This window comes from Streptomyces sp. NPDC002795, assembly GCF_042888725.1.
Lineage (GTDB): Bacteria > Actinomycetota > Actinomycetes > Streptomycetales > Streptomycetaceae > Streptomyces.
The window spans coordinates 1-21000 of the sequence record NZ_JBIAQB010000003.1; the positions used below are offsets into that span (position 1 = coordinate 1).

Consider the following 21000-nt stretch of genomic DNA (forward strand, 5'->3'; position numbering starts at 1 on the left):
GAACCCGGAAGCTAAGCCTCATAGCGCCGATGGTACTGCAGGGGGGACCCTGTGGGAGAGTAGGACGCCGCCGAACTAATTTTATAGAAAAGCCCGGGCCGGGTTACGGTCCGGGCTTTTCTGTGTTTGGGGGCGTTGCCGTCTACCGCGGTACGACGCCCCCGTAGCTCAGGCCTCCCGACACTGAGGGTAAAGTCAGGGGGCATCGTTGGTTCGTTCCCCACAGGAGGCCCCCGGGTGGAGGTCCAGGAGACCCGTGTTCAGACGGACAGGGTCCTCACCATCCCGAACATCCTCAGCATGGCGCGTCTCGTCGGCGTGCCCCTCTTCCTGTGGCTCATCCTGCGCCCTGAGTTCGGGGGCCCCAAGAGTGACGGCTGGGCGCTGCTCGTGCTGGCTCTCAGCGGCGTCAGCGACTATCTCGACGGGAAGCTGGCGCGGCGCTGGAATCAGATCAGCAGCCTTGGTCGGCTGCTCGACCCGGCCGCTGACCGACTCTACATTTTGTCCACGTTGGTGGGTTTGACCTGGCGTGACATTCTGCCCATTTGGTTGACCTCCGTACTATTGGCGCGTGAACTGCTTCTTCTGGTGATGGTGGGGATCCTCAGGCGTCACGGCTATCCGCCGCCCCAGGTGAACTTCCTGGGGAAGGCAGCGACCTTCAACCTGATGTACGCGTTCCCCTTGCTGCTTCTCAGTGACGGAACGGGCTGGATCCACGAACTCGCTGCTATTTTCGGATGGGCGTTCGCCGGATGGGGTACGACGCTGTACTGGTGGGCAGGGATCCTCTACGTGGTTCAAGTCCGCCGGCTTGTCCGGGCGGACGCCAAGGCCGATTGAACTCGCCATTGCATGTTGGCAGAGGCCAGATGGCCCGCCGTGACAAGTGCGGGCCATTCCGGGCGGGTGAAGTCGGCTAGACCGTCGTCTCTTCAAGGAGGACGCTTCCGACATGAAGGCCGTCGTGATGGCCGGAGGCGAAGGCACACGCCTTCGCCCCATGACCTCGAGTATGCCCAAGCCGCTCCTGCCGGTGGCCAACCGGCCGATCATGGAGCATGTGCTCAGGCTGCTCAAGCGGCATGGGCTCAGCGAGACCGTGGTCACCGTGCAGTTCTTGGCTTCACTCGTCAGGAACTACTTCGGTGACGGTGAAGAGCTGGGAATGGAGCTCACCTATGCCAACGAGGAGAAGCCACTCGGCACTGCCGGCAGCGTGAAGAACGCTGAGGAAGCGCTGAAGGACGACGCTTTCCTTGTCATCTCCGGTGATGCCCTCACCGATTTCGACCTCACCGAACTCATCGAATTCCACAAGGCGAAGGGTGCGCTCGTCACCGTCTGTCTGACGCGTGTGCCCAATCCCCTGGAATTCGGAATCACCATCGTCGACGAGGAAGGGAAGGTCGAGCGCTTCCTCGAGAAGCCGACCTGGGGGCAGGTCTTCTCGGACACGGTGAATACGGGCATCTACGTGATGGAGCCCGAAGTCTTCGACTACGTCGAGGCCGATGTCCCGGTGGACTGGTCCGGAGATGTCTTCCCGCAGCTGATGAAGGAAGGCAAGCCCATCTACGGCTACGTGGCCGAGGGCTACTGGGAGGACGTCGGTACACACGAGAGCTATGTGAAGGCCCAGGCCGATGTCCTCGAAAGAAAGGTCGACGTCGAGCTCGACGGGTTCGAGATCTCTCCCGGTGTGTGGGTGGCCGAAGGCGCGGAGGTGCACCCTGACGCTGTGCTGCGTGGGCCGCTCTACATCGGCGACTACGCCAAGATCGAAGCGGATGTGGAGATCCGGGAGCACACGGTCATCGGTTCGAACGTCGTCGTGAAGAGCGGCGCCTTCCTGCACAAGGCCGTCGTGCACGACAACGTCTACATCGGGCGGCACTGCAATCTGCGGGGCTGCGTGGTCGGCAAGAACACCGACATCATGCGGGCCGCGCGGATCGAGGACGGCGCCGTCATCGGTGATGAGTGCCTCGTCGGTGAGGAATCGATCGTCCAGGGCAATGTGCGGGTCTATCCGTTCAAGACCGTCGAGGCCGGTGCCTTCGTCAATACGTCGGTCATCTGGGAGTCGCGCGGGCAGGCCCATCTGTTCGGGGCGCGGGGCGTCTCAGGGATCCTGAACGTCGAGATCACGCCCGAGCTGGCCGTGCGGCTCGCGGGGGCGTACGCGACGACGCTCAAGAAGGGATCGACCGTCACGACCGCGCGTGACCACTCCCGCGGTGCGCGTGCGCTCAAGCGGGCCGTCATCTCAGCGTTGCAGACCAGCGCCATGGATGTACGGGACCTGGAGAACGTGCCGCTGCCGGTGGCGCGGCAGCAGACGGCGCGGGGCAGCGCCGGCGGGATCATGATCCGTACGACGCCAGGGGTTCCGGACTCCGTCGACATCATGTTCTTCGACGAGCGCGGAGCGGATCTTTCGCAGGGCAGCCAGCGCAAGCTGGACCGGGTGTACGCGCGGCAGGAGTACCGCAGGGCGTTCCCCGGGGAGATCGGCGATCTGCACTTCCCGTCGAGTGTCTTCGACTCGTACACCGGGTCCCTGCTGCGGAATGTCGACACGACGGGGGTCGCGGAGGCCGGGCTGAAGGTGGTCGTCGACGCGTCGAACGGGAGCGCCGGGCTCGTGCTGCCCAGCCTTCTCGGACGGCTCGGTGTCGACTCCCTGACGATCAATCCCGGGCTCGACGAGTCGCGGCCCACGGAGACGGCGGACGCTCGCCGGTCCGGGCTCGTACGGCTGGGGGAGATCGTGGCGTCGGCGCGGGCCGCGTTCGGGGTGCGGTTCGATCCGGTCGGCGAGCGGCTTTCGCTGGTCGATGAGAAGGGGCGGATCGTCGAGGACGACCGGGCGTTGCTCGTGATGCTCGATCTTGTCGCCGCGGAGCGCAGGAGCGGGCGGGTGGCGCTGCCCGTGACCACGACTCGTATCGCCGAGCAGGTCGCCGCGTATCACGGGACGCAGGTCGAGTGGACGACCACGTCGCCCGACGACCTGACGCGCGTGGGGCGTGAGGACGGGACGATCTTCGGTGGGGACGGGCGGGCCGGATTCATCGTGCCCGAGTTCAGCAGCGTCTTCGACGGGGCCGCGGCTTTCGTGCGGCTCATCGGGCTCGTCGCCCGTACGCAGTTGACCCTCAGCCAGATCGGCGCGCGGATTCCGCGGGCGCATGTGCTGAAGCGGGATCTGGCGACGCCTTGGGCCGTCAAGGGCCTCGTCATGCGTCGCGTCGTGGAGGAGGCGGGCGAGCGGTCCGTGGACACGACCGACGGAGTGCGGGTCGTGGAGGCCGACGGGCGTTGGGTGATGGTGCTGCCCGACCCGGCCGAAGCGGTCACCCATCTGTGGGCCGAAGGACCGGACGACGCTTCGGCCCAGCAACTGCTCGACGAATGGTCGGCGGTCGTGGACAGCGCCGGGCGCTGACCCGGATCCCTGCTGCTCGACGCCTCTTTCGGGCGTCGGGCAGCAGGGCAGTGGGGTCGTTGGGTGGCAGTGGCCACGACGTGGGACGATGTGCGGCATGCCGCAGCAGCCCCCCAAACGGAGCACCCCAGAGCGCCCCTCGCGCCCCGATGCCTCCATGTCGCTGCTGAACAACGTCATGGATCACAGCCTGGACGACGGGTACGCGGAGGCCACCGCGCGCAAAGAGGCGCTGGGGCAGAGCGGTTTGCCGAAGACGTTGCGGGCGAAGCTGGGTCTTGCGGCGGGACTTGTGCTCGCCGCGCTCGTGGTGACGGTGGGTGCGGCGCAGGCCCGGGTCGCCGCGCCGGTGGTGGCCAAGGAGCGCGAGGAGCTCATCGACCGCATCGACCAGGAGACCGAGTCCGCCGACAAGCTGGAGGGGCAGGTCGACTCGCTGCGCGGGCGCGTGGGGGAGATGCAGCGCGAGGCGTTGAAGAAGCACGGTGGCGAGCAGGGGGAGTTGGCCGGAGTGCTCTCCGGCGCCGTCCCCGTGCACGGACCCGGTGTGAAGCTCGTGGTCGACGACGCCAAGTCGGCCACCACGGGCGACGGGAGCGGTCCGCGCGAGAGCAACGGCTTCTCCGACACCGGCCGCGTACGCGACCGGGACATGCAGCGCGTCATGAACGGCCTCTGGCAGTCCGGCGCCGAGGCCATCAGCATCAATGGTCAGCGCCTCACCTCGCTGTCCGCGATCAGGGCCGCGGGTGACGCGATACTGGTCGACAACAAGCCGCTGGTGCCGCCGTACACGGTGCTCGCGGTGGGGGACGGGCAACGGCTGAGCACCCGGTTCCAGAACAGCCCCGACGGTCTCTACCTGCATGCGCTGCAGGAGAACTTCGGGGTCAGGACCAGCATTTCGGTTCAGGACGACATCGAGCTTCCTGCCGCCCCCAGCGTGATCGTACGTACAGCACAGCCGAGAGCAGAGCAGAAGGGCACATCGTGATCGCCGTACTGGGCCTCGTCGTGGGAGTCGTGGTCGGTCTTTTCGTCCGGCCCGAGGTTCCGGCGGTCGTCGAGCCTTACCTTCCCATCGCCGTCGTCGCGGCGCTGGACGCGGTGTTCGGGGCGCTGCGCGCCATGTTGGACGGGATCTTCGACGACAAGGTGTTCGTCGTCTCGTTCCTGTCAAACGTCGTCGTGGCCGCGCTGATCGTCTTCCTGGGCGACAAGTTGGGCGTCGGCGCGCAGCTGTCGACCGGTGTCGTCGTGGTGCTCGGCATCCGCATCTTCTCCAACGCGGCCGCGATCCGGCGGCATGTGTTCCGGGCGTGAGGCCGATGAGTCAGAACGAGAACGAAGAGAACGCAGAGAACCGCGAGAACGCGCGGAACGGGCAACCGGACGGCGAGGCCGACCAGTTGCGCAAAGAACTGCCCAAGGAGCTGCCCCCGGAGGCCCCTACGGAGAGCCGAGCGGCTGAACCCGAGGTGCCCGAACCGGAGCCGGCCGACACGGATGTCCGCCCGGAGGCCGGTCCGGACTCGGTCGAGCCCGAACTGACCGGGCGGCAGCGGCTCGTGAAGGGTCTGTGGCCGCCGCGCGCGTCGCGTGCCCAGCTCATCATGGCTGTGCTGCTGTTCGTCCTAGGGCTCGGGCTCGCCATTCAGGTGCGGTCCACCAGCGACAACAGCGCCCTGCGCGGTGCGCGTCAGGAAGATCTCGTTCGCATTCTCGATGAACTGGATGATCGAACTCAGCGTCTTGAGGATGAGAAGCAAGGTCTCGTGGACCAGCGCACCGAGCTGGAGAACAGTTCGGACCAGGCCAACGAGGCCCGCAAGCAGACGGCCGAGAAGCAGAAGCAGCTCGGCATTCTGGCGGGCACGACGGCCGCGCAGGGTCCCGGGATCACCATGACCGTCACCGACACGAAGGGGGCCGTGGAGGCGGACATGCTGCTCGACGCGGTCCAGGAGCTGCGAGCCGCCGGCGCGGAGGCGATCCAGGTGAACGATGTCCGCGTCGTGGCCAACACGTATCTGACGGACGGCAGTGGCGGGAAGGGGATCAGCGTGGACGGGCACGAGATCAGCCGCCCCTACCGGTTCAAGGTCATCGGCAAGCCGCAGGACCTGGAGCCGGCCCTGAACATCCCCGGGGGTGTGGTGCAGACGCTGGAGAAGGAGCAGGCCACGGTGGCCGTGAGCCGCTCGAACAAGATCGTTGTGGATGCCTTGCGATCGGCGCAACGGCCTGATTACGCTCGGTCGTCCTCGGAGTGAAGCCGGGGGTGCATGGTGGATACCGTGCGAGGGCATGAGGTTGCGGGGGGTCGCCGCAGCAAGGGTGGTGCGCGTGGTGGAAACTGTTTGGCGGATACGGACGTTGTGAGGGTGTCCGTGTCATTGATGTACGCGATGTACGCCGATGTGTGCAGTCAGGGTTCGTCCTGCCCCACGGGCGGGTCTGTTTCGGTCAAGGGGAATCGCCCGTGAAGTTGTTTGCGAAGTTGTTCGGCAAGAGTGCGCGTGAGGACGCCCGTCATCGCGCGCCGCGGCAAGGAGACACGCCGGAGACGCAGGTGGGTGAGCGCCCGCTGTTCCGGGACCAGGTCGCCGGAGACAATTCGGGCGGACAGGGCGCGTCGTCTGTTGACCCTGCCGGTTCCGGCCGCATAGGTTTCGGAGAACCGTCAACCTCAAGTACGGGTGGAGGGTTTTCCCCCGACCCGTACGCGTCCCACGCCCCCGCGGGGCAGCCGCGGCAGGAGGATCCGTCCATGTCGGCCCTGGTGTGTACGAGGTGCGGAAACCAGAACGGGGAGAACAGCCGGTTCTGCTCCAACTGCGGTGCGCCGCTGCGCAGCGGCGCGACGCCGGAGGGGCCGTCCGAGACGACGTCCACGATCTCCATCTCCGGCCTCGAGTCCTACGACCCGGAGGCCACGGGGCAGACGCAGCTTCCGGCCCTCTCGCCCGAGGCGCAGGCGGCGGTCGACGCGCTGCCGCTGGGCTCGGCGCTCCTGGTGGTGCGGCGCGGTCCGAACTCGGGAAGCCGCTTCCTCCTGGACGGCGAGCTGACCACCGCGGGGCGGCATCCGCAGAGTGACATCTTCCTGGACGACGTGACCGTGTCGCGCCGTCACGTGGAATTCCGTCGCCTGCAGGACGGCTCGTTCACCGTCGCCGACGTCGGCAGCCTCAACGGCACGTATGTGAACCGTGAGCGCATCGACTCGGTGACGATGAACAACGGGGACGAGGTGCAGATCGGCAAGTACCGGCTGGTGTTCTACGCGAGCCAGCGCGGTATCTGAACCGTCCGCGACCCTTCAGGAAGGTCCATGCTGCACACGACGAGTGGCGGTGCCCCAGGGGGTACCGCCACCACGGACAGTCGGCTGACGAGCATCGGCACCGTACTGAACGTGCTCCGAGAAGAGTTTCCCGAAGTCACCATCTCCAAAATCAGGTTTCTGGAGTCCGAAGGTCTCGTCGAGCCCCGGCGCACGCCGTCGGGCTACCGGAAGTTCAGCCCGGACGACGTGGAGCGGCTCGCCCATGTCCTGCGCATGCAGCGGGACCACTACCTGCCGCTGAAGGTCATCAAGGAGCAGCTCGACGCCCTGGAGCCCGGTGAGACGCTCACCGTGCCCTCGCCGGGACGCCCCGGCGACGCGGAGGACGGCATCGACGTGCCGACGGCCGCGCGGATCGGCCGGGACGAATTGCTGGCCGCCGTCGGCGTCGAGGAGCACGAGCTCGACGAATGGGAGTCGTACGGGCTCCTCACGCCCCTGCCTGACGGTGGCTACGACGCCTCCGCCGTGTCGGTCGCCGAGCTCATCGGCGAGCTGGCCCGGTTCGGGATCGGGCCGCGGCACCTGCGGGTGATGCGGGCGGCCGCGGACCGTGAGGCCGGCCTGGTGGACCAGGTGGTGGCCCCGTTGAAGGTGCACCGCAACCCGCAGACCCGGGCGCATGCCGAGGCCCGTGCCAAGGAGCTGGCCGGACTCACGGTGAAGCTGCACTCGGCACTTGTGCAGACCGCTCTTGGGGTGCGTCTGCCCTGATCGTGGGCGCGGGTGAGCACCGATGGCCCGGTCCTCGGTGGATCCCCGACTACCCAAACCGACCGGGCACGTCCTAGGGTTGCTGTGTGAACGAGCTCGACGTCGTAGGTGTCCGGGTCGAAATGCCCTCCAACCAGCCGATCGTGCTCCTGCGTGAAGTGGGAGGCGACCGGTACCTCCCCATCTGGATCGGACCGGGGGAGGCGACCGCGATCGCCTTCGCCCAGCAGGGCATGGCGCCCGCGCGTCCGCTGACGCACGACCTTTTCAAGGATGTCCTTGAGGCGGTCGGCCAGGAGCTCACGGAAGTGCGCATCACGGACCTGCGCGAAGGCGTCTTCTACGCGGAGCTGGTGTTCGCGAGCGGGGTCGAGGTCAGTGCCCGCCCGTCGGACGCCATAGCCCTGGCGCTGCGCACCGGTACGCCGATCTTCGGCAGTGACGGGGTCCTGGATGACGCGGGGATCGCGATCCCCGACGAGCAGGAGGACGAGGTGGAGAAGTTCCGCGAGTTCCTCGACCAGATCTCTCCCGAGGACTTCGGCACCAACAGTCAGTGACCGCCCGGCCGACGGCCGGGCCCCGGCCGTCGAGCGGCGGCGCCCTCGGGACATTCGGCTAGCCTTTCCCGGCGGTGGGTCACGGGAAACCACTCTTAGGGTGATTATCACTCGGCGTGCCTAGTGTGGCGTTCGTTGACGCACCCCCTGTGACTGCCTACCGTCGACAAGGCAGGTCAATGAGGAGGTCGGCGTGAGAAGCAGCGGCGACGGTACGGCGACGGGCGGTCCGTACCTGTTTCACGGCAGCGCGGCCGATCACACTCCGCAGCGCCCGCAGGCCGTGCCTGCGGTGGCGGGGGAGAGCGGCTCGGCCGCTTCCGAGCAGCTGGGATACCGGGGGCCGACGGCATGTGCGGCGGCCGGCATCACCTACCGGCAGCTCGACTACTGGGCCAGGACCGGCCTTGTCGAACCCAGTGTGCGCTCCGCGTACGGATCGGGGACGCAGCGGCTCTACAGCTTCCGGGACGTCGTCGTCCTCAAGGTCGTCAAGCGGTTCCTGGACACGGGCGTCTCGTTGCAGAACATCCGGACGGCCGTGCAGCATCTGCGCGAGAGCGGCTTCCGGGACCTGGAGCGGATGACGCTCATGAGCGACGGCGCGACCGTGTACGAGTGCACGTCGCCGGACGAGGTGCACGATCTGCTCCAGGGCGGCCAGGGGGTCTTCGGGATCGCCGTGGGCGTGGTCTGGCGGGACGTGGAGGCCGCGCTCTCGCAGTTGCACGGTGAGCGCGTGGACACCGGCGAGACGATCGTGCCGCCGAACCCCACGGACGAGCTCGCGAGGCGGCGCGGCAAGGCCGTGTGAGGTCCGTACGGCCGCGTTGTCAGTGGCGTAGGGCAGCATCGGTGATGTGAGAACCGCGCCCACGATCCTGCATCTCGACATGGATGCCTTCTACGCCTCTGCGGAGCAGGCGGCGAAGCCGAGCCTGCGCGGGAAAGCGGTCGTCGTGGGCGGGCTCGGTCCGCGCGGTGTCGTGGCCACGGCGTCGTACGAGGCGCGGAAGTTCGGGGTGCACTCGGCGATGCCGATGGGGCAGGCGCGCAGGCTCGCCCCGCATGCCGCCTATCTGGTGCCGCGCTTCCGGCTCTACCGGGAGATCAGCGAGCAGGTGATGGGGCTCCTCGGCGCCCTGTCGCCGCTCGTGGAGCCGTTGAGCCTGGACGAGGCGTTCGTCGATCTGGAGGCCGGTGAGGCGGCCTGGGACGCCGCTTCGGCGGAGGCCGTGGGGTGGCGGCTGCGGGCCGACATCCGGCGCGTGACCGGTCTGACCGGGTCCGTGGGGCTCGCCGCGTCCAAGATGCTCGCGAAGATCGGCTCGGAGGAGGCGAAGCCGGACGGGCTCGTGCTCATACGCCCCGGTACCGAGCGCGCGCTGCTCGGGCCGCGGTCCGTGCGGATCCTGCCCGGCGTAGGGCCCGCGACGGCGGATCATCTGCGGCGGGCCGGGATTCAGACCGTGGAGGAGATCGCGGGGGCCGGCGAGGACGAGCTGGTGCGCCTCCTCGGGAAGGCGCACGGGAGCCATCTGTACGAGATGGCGCTGGCTCGTGACGAGCGGCCCGTCGTCGCCGAGCGGGATTCCAAGTCCGTATCGGTGGAGGACACGTACGACGTGGACATCCATGACCGGGTGCGGGTCCGGATGGAGGTGCGCAGGCTCGCCGGCCGGTGCGTGGAGCGGCTGAGAGCGGCCGAGCGCTCGGGGCGGACCGTGGTGCTCAAGGTGCGGCGGTACGACTTCTCGACGCTGACGCGCTCCGAGACGCTGCGGGGGCCGACGGACGATCCTGGGGTGGTGCGGGAGGCCGCGGCGCGGTTGCTGGAGAGCGTGGACACGACCGGTGGCGTGCGGTTGCTGGGGGTCGGTGTCAGCGGGCTCGCCGACTTCACGCAGGAGGACCTGTTCGCGCAGTTCGCGGCAGCCGAGGAAGCTGCCGCGGAGGAGGCCGCCGCCGAGGAGCTGGAGGGGGGCCCGGGGTCGGTCGAGTCCGTGGAGGCGGCCGAGCCCGAGCCGATACCCGTGGAGCGGAAGTGGCTGGCCGGACACGATGTGCGGCATGCCGAGTTCGGGCACGGGTGGGTGCAGGGGAGCGGGCTCGGGCGGGTGACCGTGCGGTTCGAGACGCCGTACGCGGACGTGCCGGGGCGGGTGCGGACGTTCCGGGTCGATGACCCGGAGCTGGAGCCGGCGGACCCGCTGCCGCTTGTCGAAGGAGCCGAAGAGGCTCAGGTCGGGTCGTCCTCCGAACCGGCGACCTTGCCGAACGTGACGTCGGTCGACTGAGGAGCCGTGATGTCCAGACCGTAGTGGTGGTAGAGCTGGAGTTCCTGCTCCGGGGAGAGATGGCGGCCCACGCCGAAGTCGGGGGCGTCCTTGATCAGGGAGCGTTCGAAGGGCACGTGCAGCGTGCCGTCCGTGAAGTCGCTGGGCTCGAGCGGGACGAAGGCATCGCGGCTGAACAGGCCGGTTCGTATCGCGGCCCACTGCGGCACGCCCGTGGCGTCGTCCAGGTAGACCTCGTCGATGGTGCCGACCTTGGCCCCGTTGCGGTCGAACGCCTTGCGGCCGATCAGATTGCGCGGATCGACGTCGGTCTGCACGGGCCCTCCAACTGATCGCGATGATCGCAACTGGTCTGTCATCACTACGAAAGAGCACATTACGGAAGGCGGCCACTCGGGGGCTCTGGGCAAGTAGCCGCTGGTAGGCTGGCAGACGGCTGCTGACCCCGTGCGGGAGAGTCCTCCGACAGTCGTCGGAAGGCGCCGAAGGAGCAAATCCTCCCCGGAATCTCTCAGGCCCACGTACCGCACGGACGAGGTCACTCTGGAAAGCAGAGCGGGGTGCACGGTGTCCGCTCTCACCGACGGTGCAAGCCGGTGCGTTCCGTGTTTTCGCGGGGTGGGCCGGTGAAGCTCTCAGGTTGTGATGACAGAGGGGGAGGCCGTCCGGGTACCCGCGCCGTGGTGCCCCTCGTAGGTCGCAATGACCAGGAGGCCTCCGCAATGACAGCCAACCGTATTCCGCTCTCCCAGCTGGAGCGAGGAATCCCCTTCGAGCAGCGCCACATCGGCCCCGATGACGCCGCTCAGGCCAAGATGCTCGCGCAGGTCGGCTACGGCTCGCTGGACGAGCTGACCGCGGCCGCGGTGCCCGATGTGATCAAGAGTGCCGAGGCGCTCGACCTTCCGGCCGCCCGCAGCGAGGCCGAGGTGCTCGCCGAGCTGAAGTCGCTCGCCGAGCGCAACCAGGTGCTCGGCTCGATGATCGGCCTCGGCTACTACGGGACGTTCACGCCGCCCGTCATCCTGCGCAACGTGATGGAGAACCCGTCCTGGTACACGGCGTACACGCCCTACCAGCCGGAGATCTCGCAGGGCCGCCTCGAGGCGCTGCTCAACTTCCAGACCATGGTCGCCGAGCTGACCGGCCTGCCCACCTCGGGCTCCTCGCTGCTCGACGAGGGCACGGCCGCCGCCGAGGCGATGGCCCTGTCGCGCCGCGTCGGCAAGGTCAAGAACGGCGTGTACGTCGTCGACGCCGACGCCCTGCCGCAGACCATCGCCGTCATCGAGACGCGTGCCGAGCCGACCGGCGTCGAGATCGTCGTCGCGGACCTGAGCGAGGGCATCCCCGCCGAGGTCGCCGAGCGCGGCGTCGTGGGTGTCCTCGTGCAGTACCCCGGCGCCTCGGGCGTCGTGCGGGACATCAAGCCCGTGATCGACCAGGCGCACGAGCTGGGCGCCGTGGTGACCGTTGCCGCTGATCTTCTTGCTCTTACGTTGCTGACCTCGCCCGGTGACCTCGGCGCGGACATCGCCATCGGGACGACGCAGCGCTTCGGCGTGCCGATGGGATTCGGTGGTCCGCACGCCGGATACATGGCCGTGCGCGAGAGGTTCGCGCGCTCGCTGCCGGGCCGCCTGGTCGGTGTCTCCGTCGACGCCGACGGGAACAAGGCGTACCGGCTCGCCCTGCAGACCCGTGAGCAGCACATCCGTCGCGAGAAGGCGACCAGCAACATCTGTACCGCGCAGGTGCTGCTCGCCGTCATGGCCGGCATGTACGCCGTGTACCACGGGCCCGAGGGCCTCAAGTCGATCGCGCGGCGCACCCACCGCTATGCCACCCTGCTCGCCGCGGGGCTCACCGCGGGCGGCGTCGAGGTCGTGCACGGCGCGTACTTCGACACCCTCACCGTGCGCGTGCCGGGCAAGGCCGCCGAGATCGTCTCCGCGGCGCGCGAGGGCGGCGTCAACCTGCGCCTCGTGGATGCCGATCACGTCTCGCTCGCCTGTGACGAGACCACCACGCGGGCCCAACTGGGCGCCGTGTGGAGCGCGTTCGGGGTAGACGCGGACGTCGAGGCCCTGGACGCCGAGGCGGCGGACACGCTGCCGGGCGGGCTGCTGCGCGAGGACGACTACCTGACGCACCCCGTCTTCCACCAGTACCGCTCCGAGACGGCGATGCTGCGCTACCTGCGGTCGCTCGCCGACCGCGACTACGCGCTGGACCGCGGCATGATCCCGCTGGGCTCCTGCACGATGAAGCTCAACGCGACGACGGAGATGGAGCCGGTCACCTGGCCCGAGTTCGGCCAGTTGCACCCCTTCGCGCCCGCCGAGCAGGCGCAGGGCTACCTGACGCTCATCCGTGAGCTGGAGGAGCGGCTCGCCGAGGTCACCGGCTACGACAAGGTGTCGCTGCAGCCGAACGCCGGCTCGCAGGGCGAGCTCGCCGGCCTGCTCGCCGTCCGCGGCTACCACCGCGCGAACGGCGACGAGCAGCGCACCGTCTGCCTCATCCCGTCCTCCGCGCACGGCACGAACGCCGCGAGCGCCGTGATGGCCGGTATGAAGGTCGTCGTCGTCAAGACCGCCGACGACGGCGAGGTCGACATCGCGGACCTGCGCGCCAAGATCGAGCAGTACGCCGAGCAGCTCTCCGTCCTCATGATCACGTATCCGTCGACGCACGGTGTGTTCGAGGAGCACGTCGCCGACATCTGCGCCGCCGTGCACGACGCGGGCGGTCAGGTCTACGTCGACGGCGCCAACCTCAACGCCCTGGTGGGCCTCGCCAAGCCGGGCCGCTTCGGTGGCGACGTCTCGCACCTGAACCTGCACAAGACGTTCTGCATCCCGCACGGCGGCGGCGGTCCGGGCGTCGGCCCGGTGGGTGTGCGCGAGCACCTCGCGCCGTACCTGCCGAACCACCCGCTGCAGCCGGCCGCGGGCCCCGAGACGGGCGTCGGCCCGATCTCCGCGGCGCCGTGGGGCTCCGCCGGGATCCTGCCGATCTCCTGGGCGTACGTGCGGCTCATGGGCGGCGAGGGGCTGAAGCGGGCGACACAGGTGGCCGTGCTCTCCGCGAACTACATCGCCAAGCGCCTCGAGCCGCACTTCCCGGTGCTCTACAACGGTCCGGGCGGGCTCGTCGCGCACGAGTGCATCATCGACCTGCGGCCACTCAGCAAGGCGACGGGCGTGAGCATCGACGACGTCGCCAAGCGGCTCATCGACTACGGGTTCCACGCGCCGACCATGTCGTTCCCGGTCGCCGGGACGTTCATGATCGAGCCCACCGAGAGCGAGGACATCGGGGAACTCGACCGGTTCTGCGACGCGATGATCGCGATTCGCGGCGAGATCGAGCGGGTCGCCACCGGCGAGTGGGCGGCCGACGACAACCCGCTGCGGAACGCTCCGCACACGGCCGGGATGCTCGGCGGCGAGTGGGAGCACGCGTACAGCCGGGAAGAAGGTGTCTTCCCGGCCGGGGTGGTCGCTTCGGAGAAGTACTGGCCGCCGGTGCGGCGTATCGACCAGGCGTTCGGCGACCGGAACCTGGTGTGTTCCTGCCCGCCGCTCGACGCCTACGAGGGCTGATCCACTCGGGACTGCGCGGCCGTCGGTCGCGCAGTCCTGCTCAGCGGATCCCTACGCCGCCGTCACCACCGTGCTCAGCGGGCGGTGCGGGGCGATGATCCTGCCACTGGGCAGCAGCTCGCCGGTGTCCTCGAAGAGCAGGACCCCGTTGCAGAGGAGGCTCCACCCCTGCTCGGGGTGGTGAGCCACAGGGAGCGCGGCTTCCCTGTCCTCGGATTCCGCTGTCGGGCAGGCTGGCTGGTGCTGGCACATGGATGGGATCTTTCGCTGCGAAGTGATCTCGATGACGTGGGCTGTGCTTGCTGGACGGGCGGTGCCGGTGGTGCCGGCGGTGCCCGTCGTGCTGCGGCTTGAAGGCTTGTTCATGGCCGCCCCCCGATTTCGTGAGTTCTGGAACCCAGTGTTGCCCTGTGGGCGTCAATCCGCAGGGATTTCCTTGCAGCGGTCCTTATGGGTGTCAGACGCATCACCCGTGCGGACGGTTCAGTCCAACTCGACTCTCCCTTCGGGTGGTTAGGAGTGGTCGGTACGGGCTAGTCCGCTCGGGCAGGGCGGTGCCCCGCGACCGGACGGCGGACGGTCTCGGGGCACAGGCACGTGCGACAGGGGCCGTCGGCGGGCCCCGGCCGGTCAGGCGAGCAGGCCGGCGGTGGCCGGGGTCGGTGTCAGGCGGTGCGTGAGGACCGGCAGGAGCTCGGCCACCCGGTGCGGGCGGTGCGGGGCGATGCCGGGCGGGGCCGGGGCCAGTGGGACGAGGATGTCGTCGGCCGCCGGTTGGCCGCTCGCCGGGTCGGCGGCGCGCTCACCGTGCAGCCACAGCGTGAGCATGTAGAGCTCGGGCACCGACAGCAGCCGAGGCTGATAGGAGCCGGGCAGTGATTCTGCCTGGCGCAGGGCCCGTTCGGTGGACCTGATGTAGGGGCCCTCGAAGAAGTGCGAGAAGGCCCAGCCGTCCGGAGTCAGCATGGTGTCGGCCGCGGCCACCGCGCGCTCCCCGCAGCGGATCAGGAAGCGCCAGCCGGTCAGGCGGGCCCTGGATGGCCCGGTGATCTCGGTGATGTGGTCCAACACATGGAGAGGCAGCGGGAGTTCGGGAGTCGCGGGCCCCTGTGCGGCGCGCAGGGACGGGGTGCGTGCCTCGCGGACGGCGGTGGGGGAACCGAGGGCCGTGAGGACGCTGCGCAGGGCGGGCGGGGGAGCCGGTGGGACGTGCAGCGGCATGGTGGGTCGCCTCTCATTCGACAGGCATGTGATGCGAGGGCGGTGCGGACGAGCGGACGGCGCTGTCTGCTGCGGGTGCACTGGGGTACACGGGCCAGAGGGGGCGGGGGTCCGGTCCGAATCCGGGCCGCGGGCGCCAACTCTCTGTCTCGCCAGCGGAGTTTATACGATGCGTGTTCACGGAGTGTTTCCGCTAGCATGCCGCCCGGATTTCGCAAGATGCTATTCGGGCGCGGTTCCCATGGGGTTTTGTGGCTATCCTCCCCATTTTCGGCGGGGTCGTCGTGCGTGGCCTCGGTGTCTTTCGGCCGAGCGGTCGGCGTGTTCTTGTCGGCGTTTTTCACCAGGGTCGCACGCGACGGAATCTGCGCGCGGCCGCATGCCTGAGGAATGTGCCCGCGGGTAACCGCCTTGAGCGTACTGCTCCGTGGAAGCGCGCGGGGCGTTATGGATCACATAGCCGGGGCATCATCCACCGTGACACGCGGCCGGAGCGGAGCATCAACGGGTCGCCCGTGCGAGGAGGGACGCTTCCATGGGGGAGAAGGTCGTTGCGGGGACGGTCGGTCTGGCCGATCCGCGGCGCTATCGGGAGAAGCTCAAGGAGTGCCTGGAGGGGTTCGGGCGACTGCTGGACGAGAAGCGCTTCGACCGTCCGCAGAATCTCATGGGGCTGGAGATCGAGCTGAATCTCGCCGGGCCCGACGGGCTGCCGAGAATGATGAATGCGGAAGTTCTGGAGCGCATCGCGAGCCGCGATTTCCAGACCGAACTCGCGATGTTCAATCTCGAAGTGAACATTGCCCCGCACCGGCTCGGCGGCCGCGTTCTCGACCAGCTCGCAGAGGAACTGCGTACGGGGCTCGGATATGCGCACCGCAAGGCGAACGAGGTCGACGCGGGCATCGTGATGATCGGCATTCTGCCGACGCTGAGCGCGGACGACCTGGTCTCGGCGAACCTGTCGGACGTCGACCGCTACACCCTGCTCAACGACCGGATCGTGGCCGCGCGCGGCGAGGACTTCGCGCTAGACATCGCCGGCGTGGAGCGGCTGACCTGCACGTCCTCCTCGATAGCGCCCGAAGCCGCGTGCACGTCCGTGCAGTTGCACCTCCAGGTGACGCCGGGGCGGTTCGCCGATGTGTGGAACGCGGCGCAGGCGGTGGCCGCCGTGCAGATCGCGCTCGGCGCCAACTCGCCCTTTCTGTTCGGCCGCGAGCTGTGGCAGGAGTCGCGGCCACCGCTGTTCCAGCAGTCCACCGACACCCGGCCGCCGGAGCTCGCGGCGCAGGGCGTGCGGCCGCGCACCTGGTTCGGGGAGCGCTGGATCGGTTCCGCGTACGACCTCTTCGAGGAGAACCTGAAGTATTTCCCGCCGCTGCTGCCGATCCTCGACGACGAGCAGCCGCTCGACGTCATCGCCAAGGGCGACACCCCGAGCCTCGCCGAACTCGTCCTCCACAACGGCACGGTGTACCGCTGGAACCGCCCCGTGTACGGCATCGCGGACGGCGTGCCGCACCTGCGTGTCGAGAACCGGGTGCTGCCCGCGGGGCCCACCGTCACGGACGTCATCGCCAACACCGCGTTCTACTACGGCGTCGTACGCGCCCTCGCCGAGGAGTCCCGGCCGGTGTGGTCGCGGCTCCCGTTCGCCGCGGCCGCCCGCAACTTCGACACCGCCTGCCGGTACGGCATCGACGCGCGCCTGGAGTGGCCGCGCAAGGGCCGGTTCGGCGGTACGGAGCGGGTGCCGGCCGTGCACCTCGTACGGGACGAGCTGTTGCCGCTCGCGGCGGCCGGGCTCGACGCGTGGGGCGTGGAACCGGCCGACCGGGACCTGTACCTGGGAGTGATCGAGGAGCGGTGCCGGCGGCGGATGAACGGTGCGGCGTGGCAGTCGGCGACGTACCACCGGGCGCTGGAGAGCGGGTTGGCCAGGGAGGCGGCGCTCGCGGCGACCACGCGGCGGTACTGCGAGCTGATGCACCGGGGCGAGCCGGTGCACAGCTGGCCGGTCGGGCTGCCGGAGCCGACCGTTCCGCTGGGCTGAATGTGCCTGGCGGACCGGGTCAGTTGCCCTTGGCGCCCGCCTCGATGATGGCCTTCAGGATGACCTGCTGGATGTCCGCCGGGTCGCTGACCTGGTGGCCCGAGCCGCCCGTCGCCTCGGCGACCTGCTCGACCTCCCGCTTGTCGGTGTCGGGCCCCACGGCGATGACGATCAGCGGGACGGGGTGGTCGGGGTCGGTGAGGTCGCCGAGCTTCTTGATGAGGCTCTCGCGGGAGATGGACCCCTCATCCTCGTTGACGCCGTCCGTGACCACCACGACGGCGTTGAACCTGCCGCTCTTGTACGAGGACGTGGCCTCCTTGTAGGCCGCGAGCGTGGTGTCGTACAGGCCCGTCGCCCCGCCGGGCACCGGCTGGAGCGCGGTGAACGCGGCCGCCAGGCGGTCGCGCCGGGTGCCGGAACCGACGTGGTCGCCGAGGCGTTCGGTGGGCACGAGCTTCTTGTAGTCGCGGTCGCCGTCGAGGAACGTGGCGAACTCCCACAGGCCGATCTCGTCCTCCGGCGTGAACGTGGAGAGGGCCGCCAGCATCGACGCCTTCGTCACCTCCATGCGGGACTCGCCGCGGCTGGGCACGATGTTCCCCATGGAGGCCGACGCGTCCACGACCGTCGTGATGCGGGCGCTCTGCACCGTGATCGTCCACATGCCGAGGGTCTCCTCGACCTGCTCCTCGGTGGGCGCCTTGGCCGCCGCGCGCGCGTACGGCTGCGGGGAGCGGCCGCCGGCCCGTGAGGCCACCGTCGCGGGGGACCGGCCGCCGTCCGTGCGGAAGCCGTGCCTCTCCAGGATCGAGCGGCCCTCGGGCGCGCCGAGCAGCGTGATGAAGCGGCCGGCCGCCCGGCTCTCGTCGGTGCTCAGCCTGTCCTCACCGACCAGCGAGTACGGGTAGTCGAGGGCGGGCGAGCCGTCCTTCGGGTAGAAGAGGTCGACCGAACCCGCCTCGCCCGCCTCTCTGTTGTGCGCGTACGCGGCCTGCTCGGACAGGATCAGCGCCTCGTTGCGCCGCGGGTTGCCCTGCTCGGTCCCGGAGTTGTCGCGCGGCACCGTGTCCATGAGCTGCGCGTCGCTGTCGGACGTGCGCTGCGAGAGGCTCTTGGCCATGGAGGCGGCCTGTGTGCCGTCCCCCTTCTTGGAGGTGGCCGCCAGCTTGGTGAGCGCGAGCAGTCCGCTGGCGCTGCGGGCGGGGTCGGCGGCGCCCAGGCGCAGCTTGTCGTCCTGCATGGCGGCGCCCGTCAACTGGGCCCACGTGTACGTCTTTCGCGGCCAGCCGAAGGACTTCGCGGCTGCGGGCACCATGCCCACGCCGATCGGTGAAGAGGCGACGTTGCCGGCCGGCGTGACCTCGGCGTCGCCGGTGCCCGTGATGACGCGCTGCACCCACACGTCCGAGTCCGGCACCCAGACCTGGAAGTCCGCCGCGCCCTTGCCCGCGCGCAGGGTGTCGGCGACCTTGTACGCGTCGCGCGCGGTCACGGCGACGTCGAGGCAGTTGCCGTCGGAGGTGAGCTTCTCGCGGCGGGCGTGCTCCGCGGCCTCGCGCAGCGCCGTGGCCACGTCGGGCGAGGCGACCACGTCGAGATGGACCTCGTCCTCGCAGCCGCCGCCGAGGCCGATCAGCTCGGGGCGGACCACCGCGGCCGTGCCCGCCGCGACGACCAGGACGAGCGCCGTCGCGATGGCCACGGTGCGCCCGCGCGAGCGGGGACGGGGTGCGGCGGCGGCCGTCCCGTACTCGTCGGGCATGCTGCTGTGACGTCCCATGGCGGTGGAACCCCTCCCTGAGCCACAAAGGCAGTTGCGGTATAAGCGGTGGAGCAGTGGAGGGGGCGGTGCGCCGAATTGCGTCGCCTCGGCCCCCTCGGCCTGTCGCACGCGATCTTCGTACTCGCATTCGAGACCCTAGCGGGGCGCTGTGACGGATGCGGCGGGATTACTCAACTGGAGGCAGGTGTGCAGGTGGAGGCGGAGCCGATGCCCGGTTCTTCTCCCGAAGGGCGGCTCTCACGGCGCTTTTTGCGGGACGAGACGCTGCTCGTTCTGGGGCTTTCGTTGGGTGCGAGCGGTGTGTCCGCGCTCATCAGTTTCGTCGGCTCTGTCACGAAACCCGGCGGCCTCAAGGACCAGGCGGCGACCCTGAACGCCTCGGCGGCGCCCGGCCGTCCATGGCTCGACCTCGCCTGGCAGCTGTTCGGCATCGCGAGCGCCCTCGTGCCGGTCGTCCTCGTCGCGCACCTCCTGCTCAGGGAGGGCGAGGGGATGCGCACGATCGGCTTCGACCGGAAGCGTCCGTGGTTCGACACGGGCCGGGGCGCCGCGCTCGCGGCCGTCATCGGCAGCACGGGCATCGCCTTCTACCTCGCCGCACGCGGCCTCGGCTTCAACCTCACCGTGGTGCCGGAGGCGCTGCCCGACGTGTGGTGGAAGTACCCGGTGCTGATCCTCTCGGCGGTGCAGAACGCCGTACTGGAAGAGGTCATCGTCGTCGGGTATCTGCTGCGCAGGCTCGGGCAGTTGGGGTGGACGCCGGGGGCGGCACTGGTCGCGTCGTCCGTGCTGCGCGGCTCGTACCACCTGTACCAGGGCATCGGCGGGTTCTTCGGGAACCTCGCGATGGGTGTCGTCTTCGCCTTCCTGTACCGGCGGTGGGGGCGGGTCGGGCCACTGGTGGTGGCCCATTCCCTGTTGGACATCGGGGCGTTCGTCGGATACGCGGTGCTGGCGGGCAAGGTGGGCTGGCTGCCGACCGCGTAACCCGGGTCACGCGTGCAGCTCGCCCTCGATGGTCGTGACCGCGCGGCCGGTCAGGAGCGTGCGCTCACCGCGCAGGGCGACGCGTACGAGACCGCTGCGGGCGGAGGCCTGCAGTCCGGTCAGCTCCTCGCGGCCCAGACGCGCCGCCCAGAACGGCGCGAGCGCTGTGTGCGCGCTCCCGGTCACGGGATCCTCGTCGACACCGACGCCCGGGAAGAAGCAGCGAGACACGAAGTCGTAGCCCCGGGAGGGGTCCTCGGCCCGGGCGGTGGCGATGATGCCGCGCCGGGAGAGGCCCACGAGGCCCTTGAGGTCGGGATCGAGCGCCCGCACGGTCTTCTCGTCGGCCAGCTCCACCACCAGGTCGCCGACGGACGCGCCCGTGTCGTGGACGGAGAGCGGCCCGGCGCCCAGGGCCTCGACGAGCCCCGCAGGAACGGGCTCCTCGGTGAGCGGCGCCGTCGGAAAGTCGAGGGTCAGCGAACCGTCCTCGCCGGGTGTCGCCACGAGCACGCCGCTGCGCGTCGCGAACCGCACGGGACCGCGCGTCACCCCGGTGGAGTGCAGTACGTGGGCGGTGGCCAGGGTCGCGTGCCCGCACATGTCGACCTCGGTGGCGGGTGTGAACCAGCGCAGTGCCCAGTCGGCGTCCCCGCCCTCGGGTAGCGGGTGCGCGAAGGCGGTCTCGGCGTGATTGACCTCAAGGGCGACGTTCTGCAGCCAGGCGTCGTCCGGGAAGGCGTCCAGGAGCAGGACGCCGGCGGGGTTGCCGGCGAAGGGCCGGTCGGTGAAGGCGTCGACGATACGAATACGCATGCCACAGACGGTAATTGCCCCCACTGACAACCGGCCAAGGCCAATCCGACGCGGGCGGCCTGTTTTCTGGAAGCACTCGGGGGCTTGCCATCCGAACAGTCCCGACATATCGTTGAGACATCGCGATCGGTTGATGATCGCGGTCAACGAAA

At 69.3% G+C, this 21000-nt stretch carries 18 protein-coding genes, 1 rRNA gene and 1 riboswitch; of the genes, 14 read left to right on the plus strand and 5 right to left on the minus strand.

The features are described from left to right. The 11 genes from rrf to ACFYWS_RS09340 all read left to right on the plus strand — a co-directional run. A 5S ribosomal RNA gene (gene rrf, locus ACFYWS_RS09290) occupies positions 1–76 on the plus strand; the annotation flags it as partial. Between the two features lie 161 nt (positions 77–237). Continuing rightward, positions 238–846, plus strand: a complete 609-nt coding sequence (locus tag ACFYWS_RS09295) for a CDP-alcohol phosphatidyltransferase family protein (protein WP_389271862.1) — start codon at positions 238–240, stop codon at positions 844–846. Between the two features lie 112 nt (positions 847–958). Further along, positions 959–3454 carry a sugar phosphate nucleotidyltransferase gene (locus ACFYWS_RS09300; RefSeq protein WP_389271865.1) on the plus strand — a complete coding sequence of 832 codons (2496 nt, stop codon included), beginning with the start codon at positions 959–961 and terminating at the stop codon, positions 3452–3454. A gap of 88 nt (positions 3455–3542) precedes the next feature. Beyond that, entirely contained in the window at positions 3543–4448 is a 906-nt protein-coding gene (locus ACFYWS_RS09305) for a DUF881 domain-containing protein (RefSeq protein WP_389271868.1), read from the plus strand. Then, complete coding sequence (locus tag ACFYWS_RS09310) at positions 4445–4777, plus strand: small basic family protein (protein WP_266722032.1); 333 nt, start codon at positions 4445–4447, stop codon at positions 4775–4777. Before ACFYWS_RS09305 ends, ACFYWS_RS09310 begins: the two co-directional genes overlap by 4 nt. Before the next feature lie 5 nt (positions 4778–4782). Beyond that, a complete protein-coding gene (locus tag ACFYWS_RS09315) occupies positions 4783–5727 on the plus strand; it encodes a DUF881 domain-containing protein (protein ID WP_389271871.1) in 945 nt (314 codons plus the stop codon). A 122-nt stretch (positions 5728–5849) separates the two neighbouring features. Beyond that, positions 5850–6761, plus strand: a complete 912-nt coding sequence (locus ACFYWS_RS09320; protein ID WP_389274036.1) for an FHA domain-containing protein — start codon at positions 5850–5852, stop codon at positions 6759–6761. A 27-nt stretch (positions 6762–6788) separates the two neighbouring features. Then, positions 6789–7517 (plus strand): MerR family transcriptional regulator, encoded by a 729-nt coding sequence (locus ACFYWS_RS09325; protein WP_389271874.1) that lies wholly within the window; start codon positions 6789–6791, stop codon positions 7515–7517. Positions 7518–7603: 86 nt separating this feature from the next. Continuing rightward, positions 7604–8077, plus strand: a complete 474-nt coding sequence (locus ACFYWS_RS09330; RefSeq protein ID WP_005475662.1) for a bifunctional nuclease family protein — start codon at positions 7604–7606, stop codon at positions 8075–8077. 193 nt (positions 8078–8270) lie between these two features. Continuing rightward, positions 8271–8891, plus strand: coding sequence for a MerR family transcriptional regulator (locus tag ACFYWS_RS09335; RefSeq protein WP_389271878.1), 621 nt, complete (start codon positions 8271–8273; stop codon positions 8889–8891). A 46-nt stretch (positions 8892–8937) separates the two neighbouring features. Beyond that, complete coding sequence (locus ACFYWS_RS09340) at positions 8938–10374, plus strand: DNA polymerase IV (protein ID WP_389271881.1); 1437 nt, start codon at positions 8938–8940, stop codon at positions 10372–10374. Here ACFYWS_RS09340 and ACFYWS_RS09345 read toward each other — a convergent pair. Next, positions 10317–10691 (minus strand): PRC-barrel domain-containing protein, encoded by a 375-nt coding sequence (locus ACFYWS_RS09345; RefSeq protein ID WP_389271884.1) that lies wholly within the window; start codon positions 10689–10691, stop codon positions 10317–10319. The genes ACFYWS_RS09340 and ACFYWS_RS09345 overlap by 58 nt on opposite strands. Before the next feature lie 123 nt (positions 10692–10814). Then, positions 10815–10911, plus strand: a riboswitch (glycine riboswitch). Between the two features lie 185 nt (positions 10912–11096). Between ACFYWS_RS09345 and gcvP the strand changes: the two genes are divergently transcribed. Further along, entirely contained in the window at positions 11097–13982 is a 2886-nt protein-coding gene (gene gcvP, locus ACFYWS_RS09350) for an aminomethyl-transferring glycine dehydrogenase (RefSeq protein WP_389271887.1), read from the plus strand. A gap of 51 nt (positions 13983–14033) precedes the next feature. Here gcvP and ACFYWS_RS09355 read toward each other — a convergent pair whose 3' ends face one another. Further along, positions 14034–14234: a DUF5999 family protein gene (locus ACFYWS_RS09355; protein WP_389271890.1), complete on the minus strand. Its 201-nt coding sequence runs from the start codon at positions 14232–14234 to the stop codon at positions 14034–14036. 378 nt (positions 14235–14612) lie between these two features. Then, positions 14613–15203 (minus strand): hypothetical protein, encoded by a 591-nt coding sequence (locus ACFYWS_RS09360; protein WP_389271893.1) that lies wholly within the window; start codon positions 15201–15203, stop codon positions 14613–14615. A gap of 535 nt (positions 15204–15738) precedes the next feature. On the opposite strand from ACFYWS_RS09360, the gene ACFYWS_RS09365 reads away from it, so the two are divergent. Continuing rightward, positions 15739–17259 (plus strand): glutamate-cysteine ligase family protein, encoded by a 1521-nt coding sequence (locus ACFYWS_RS09365; protein WP_389271896.1) that lies wholly within the window; start codon positions 15739–15741, stop codon positions 17257–17259. Positions 17260–17278: 19 nt separating this feature from the next. Here ACFYWS_RS09365 and ACFYWS_RS09370 read toward each other — a convergent pair whose 3' ends face one another. Further along, entirely contained in the window at positions 17279–19042 is a 1764-nt protein-coding gene (locus ACFYWS_RS09370; protein ID WP_389271899.1) for a substrate-binding and VWA domain-containing protein, read from the minus strand. A 210-nt stretch (positions 19043–19252) separates the two neighbouring features. Between ACFYWS_RS09370 and ACFYWS_RS09375 the strand changes: the two genes are divergently transcribed. Continuing rightward, a complete protein-coding gene (locus tag ACFYWS_RS09375) occupies positions 19253–20032 on the plus strand; it encodes a CPBP family intramembrane glutamic endopeptidase (RefSeq protein ID WP_389271902.1) in 780 nt (259 codons plus the stop codon). Between the two features lie 6 nt (positions 20033–20038). Here the strand turns inward: ACFYWS_RS09375 and ACFYWS_RS09380 are convergent, their stop codons facing one another. After that, positions 20039–20848, minus strand: coding sequence for a PhzF family phenazine biosynthesis protein (locus ACFYWS_RS09380; protein WP_389271905.1), 810 nt, complete (start codon positions 20846–20848; stop codon positions 20039–20041). Positions 20849–21000 lie beyond the last annotated feature (152 nt).

What these genes read in the sequence shown, in the direction of transcription:
- ACFYWS_RS09300 (WP_389271865.1), top strand. Translation starts at nt 959, where the DNA reads ATGAAGGCCGTCGTGATGGCCGGAGGCGAAGGCACACGCCTTCGCCCC.
- ACFYWS_RS09305 (WP_389271868.1), top strand. Translation starts at nt 3,543, where the DNA reads ATGTGCGGCATGCCGCAGCAGCCCCCCAAACGGAGCACCCCAGAGCGC.
- ACFYWS_RS09315 (WP_389271871.1), top strand. Translation starts at nt 4,783, where the DNA reads ATGAGTCAGAACGAGAACGAAGAGAACGCAGAGAACCGCGAGAACGCG.
- ACFYWS_RS09325 (WP_389271874.1), top strand. Translation starts at nt 6,789, where the DNA reads ATGCTGCACACGACGAGTGGCGGTGCCCCAGGGGGTACCGCCACCACG.
- gcvP (WP_389271887.1), top strand. Translation starts at nt 11,097, where the DNA reads ATGACAGCCAACCGTATTCCGCTCTCCCAGCTGGAGCGAGGAATCCCC.
- ACFYWS_RS09355 (WP_389271890.1), bottom strand. Translation starts at nt 14,234, where the DNA reads ATGTGCCAGCACCAGCCAGCCTGCCCGACAGCGGAATCCGAGGACAGG.
- ACFYWS_RS09360 (WP_389271893.1), bottom strand. Translation starts at nt 15,203, where the DNA reads ATGCCGCTGCACGTCCCACCGGCTCCCCCGCCCGCCCTGCGCAGCGTC.
- ACFYWS_RS09365 (WP_389271896.1), top strand. Translation starts at nt 15,739, where the DNA reads ATGGGGGAGAAGGTCGTTGCGGGGACGGTCGGTCTGGCCGATCCGCGG.
- ACFYWS_RS09370 (WP_389271899.1), bottom strand. Translation starts at nt 19,042, where the DNA reads ATGGGACGTCACAGCAGCATGCCCGACGAGTACGGGACGGCCGCCGCC.
- ACFYWS_RS09375 (WP_389271902.1), top strand. Translation starts at nt 19,253, where the DNA reads ATGCCCGGTTCTTCTCCCGAAGGGCGGCTCTCACGGCGCTTTTTGCGG.
- ACFYWS_RS09380 (WP_389271905.1), bottom strand. Translation starts at nt 20,848, where the DNA reads ATGCGTATTCGTATCGTCGACGCCTTCACCGACCGGCCCTTCGCCGGC.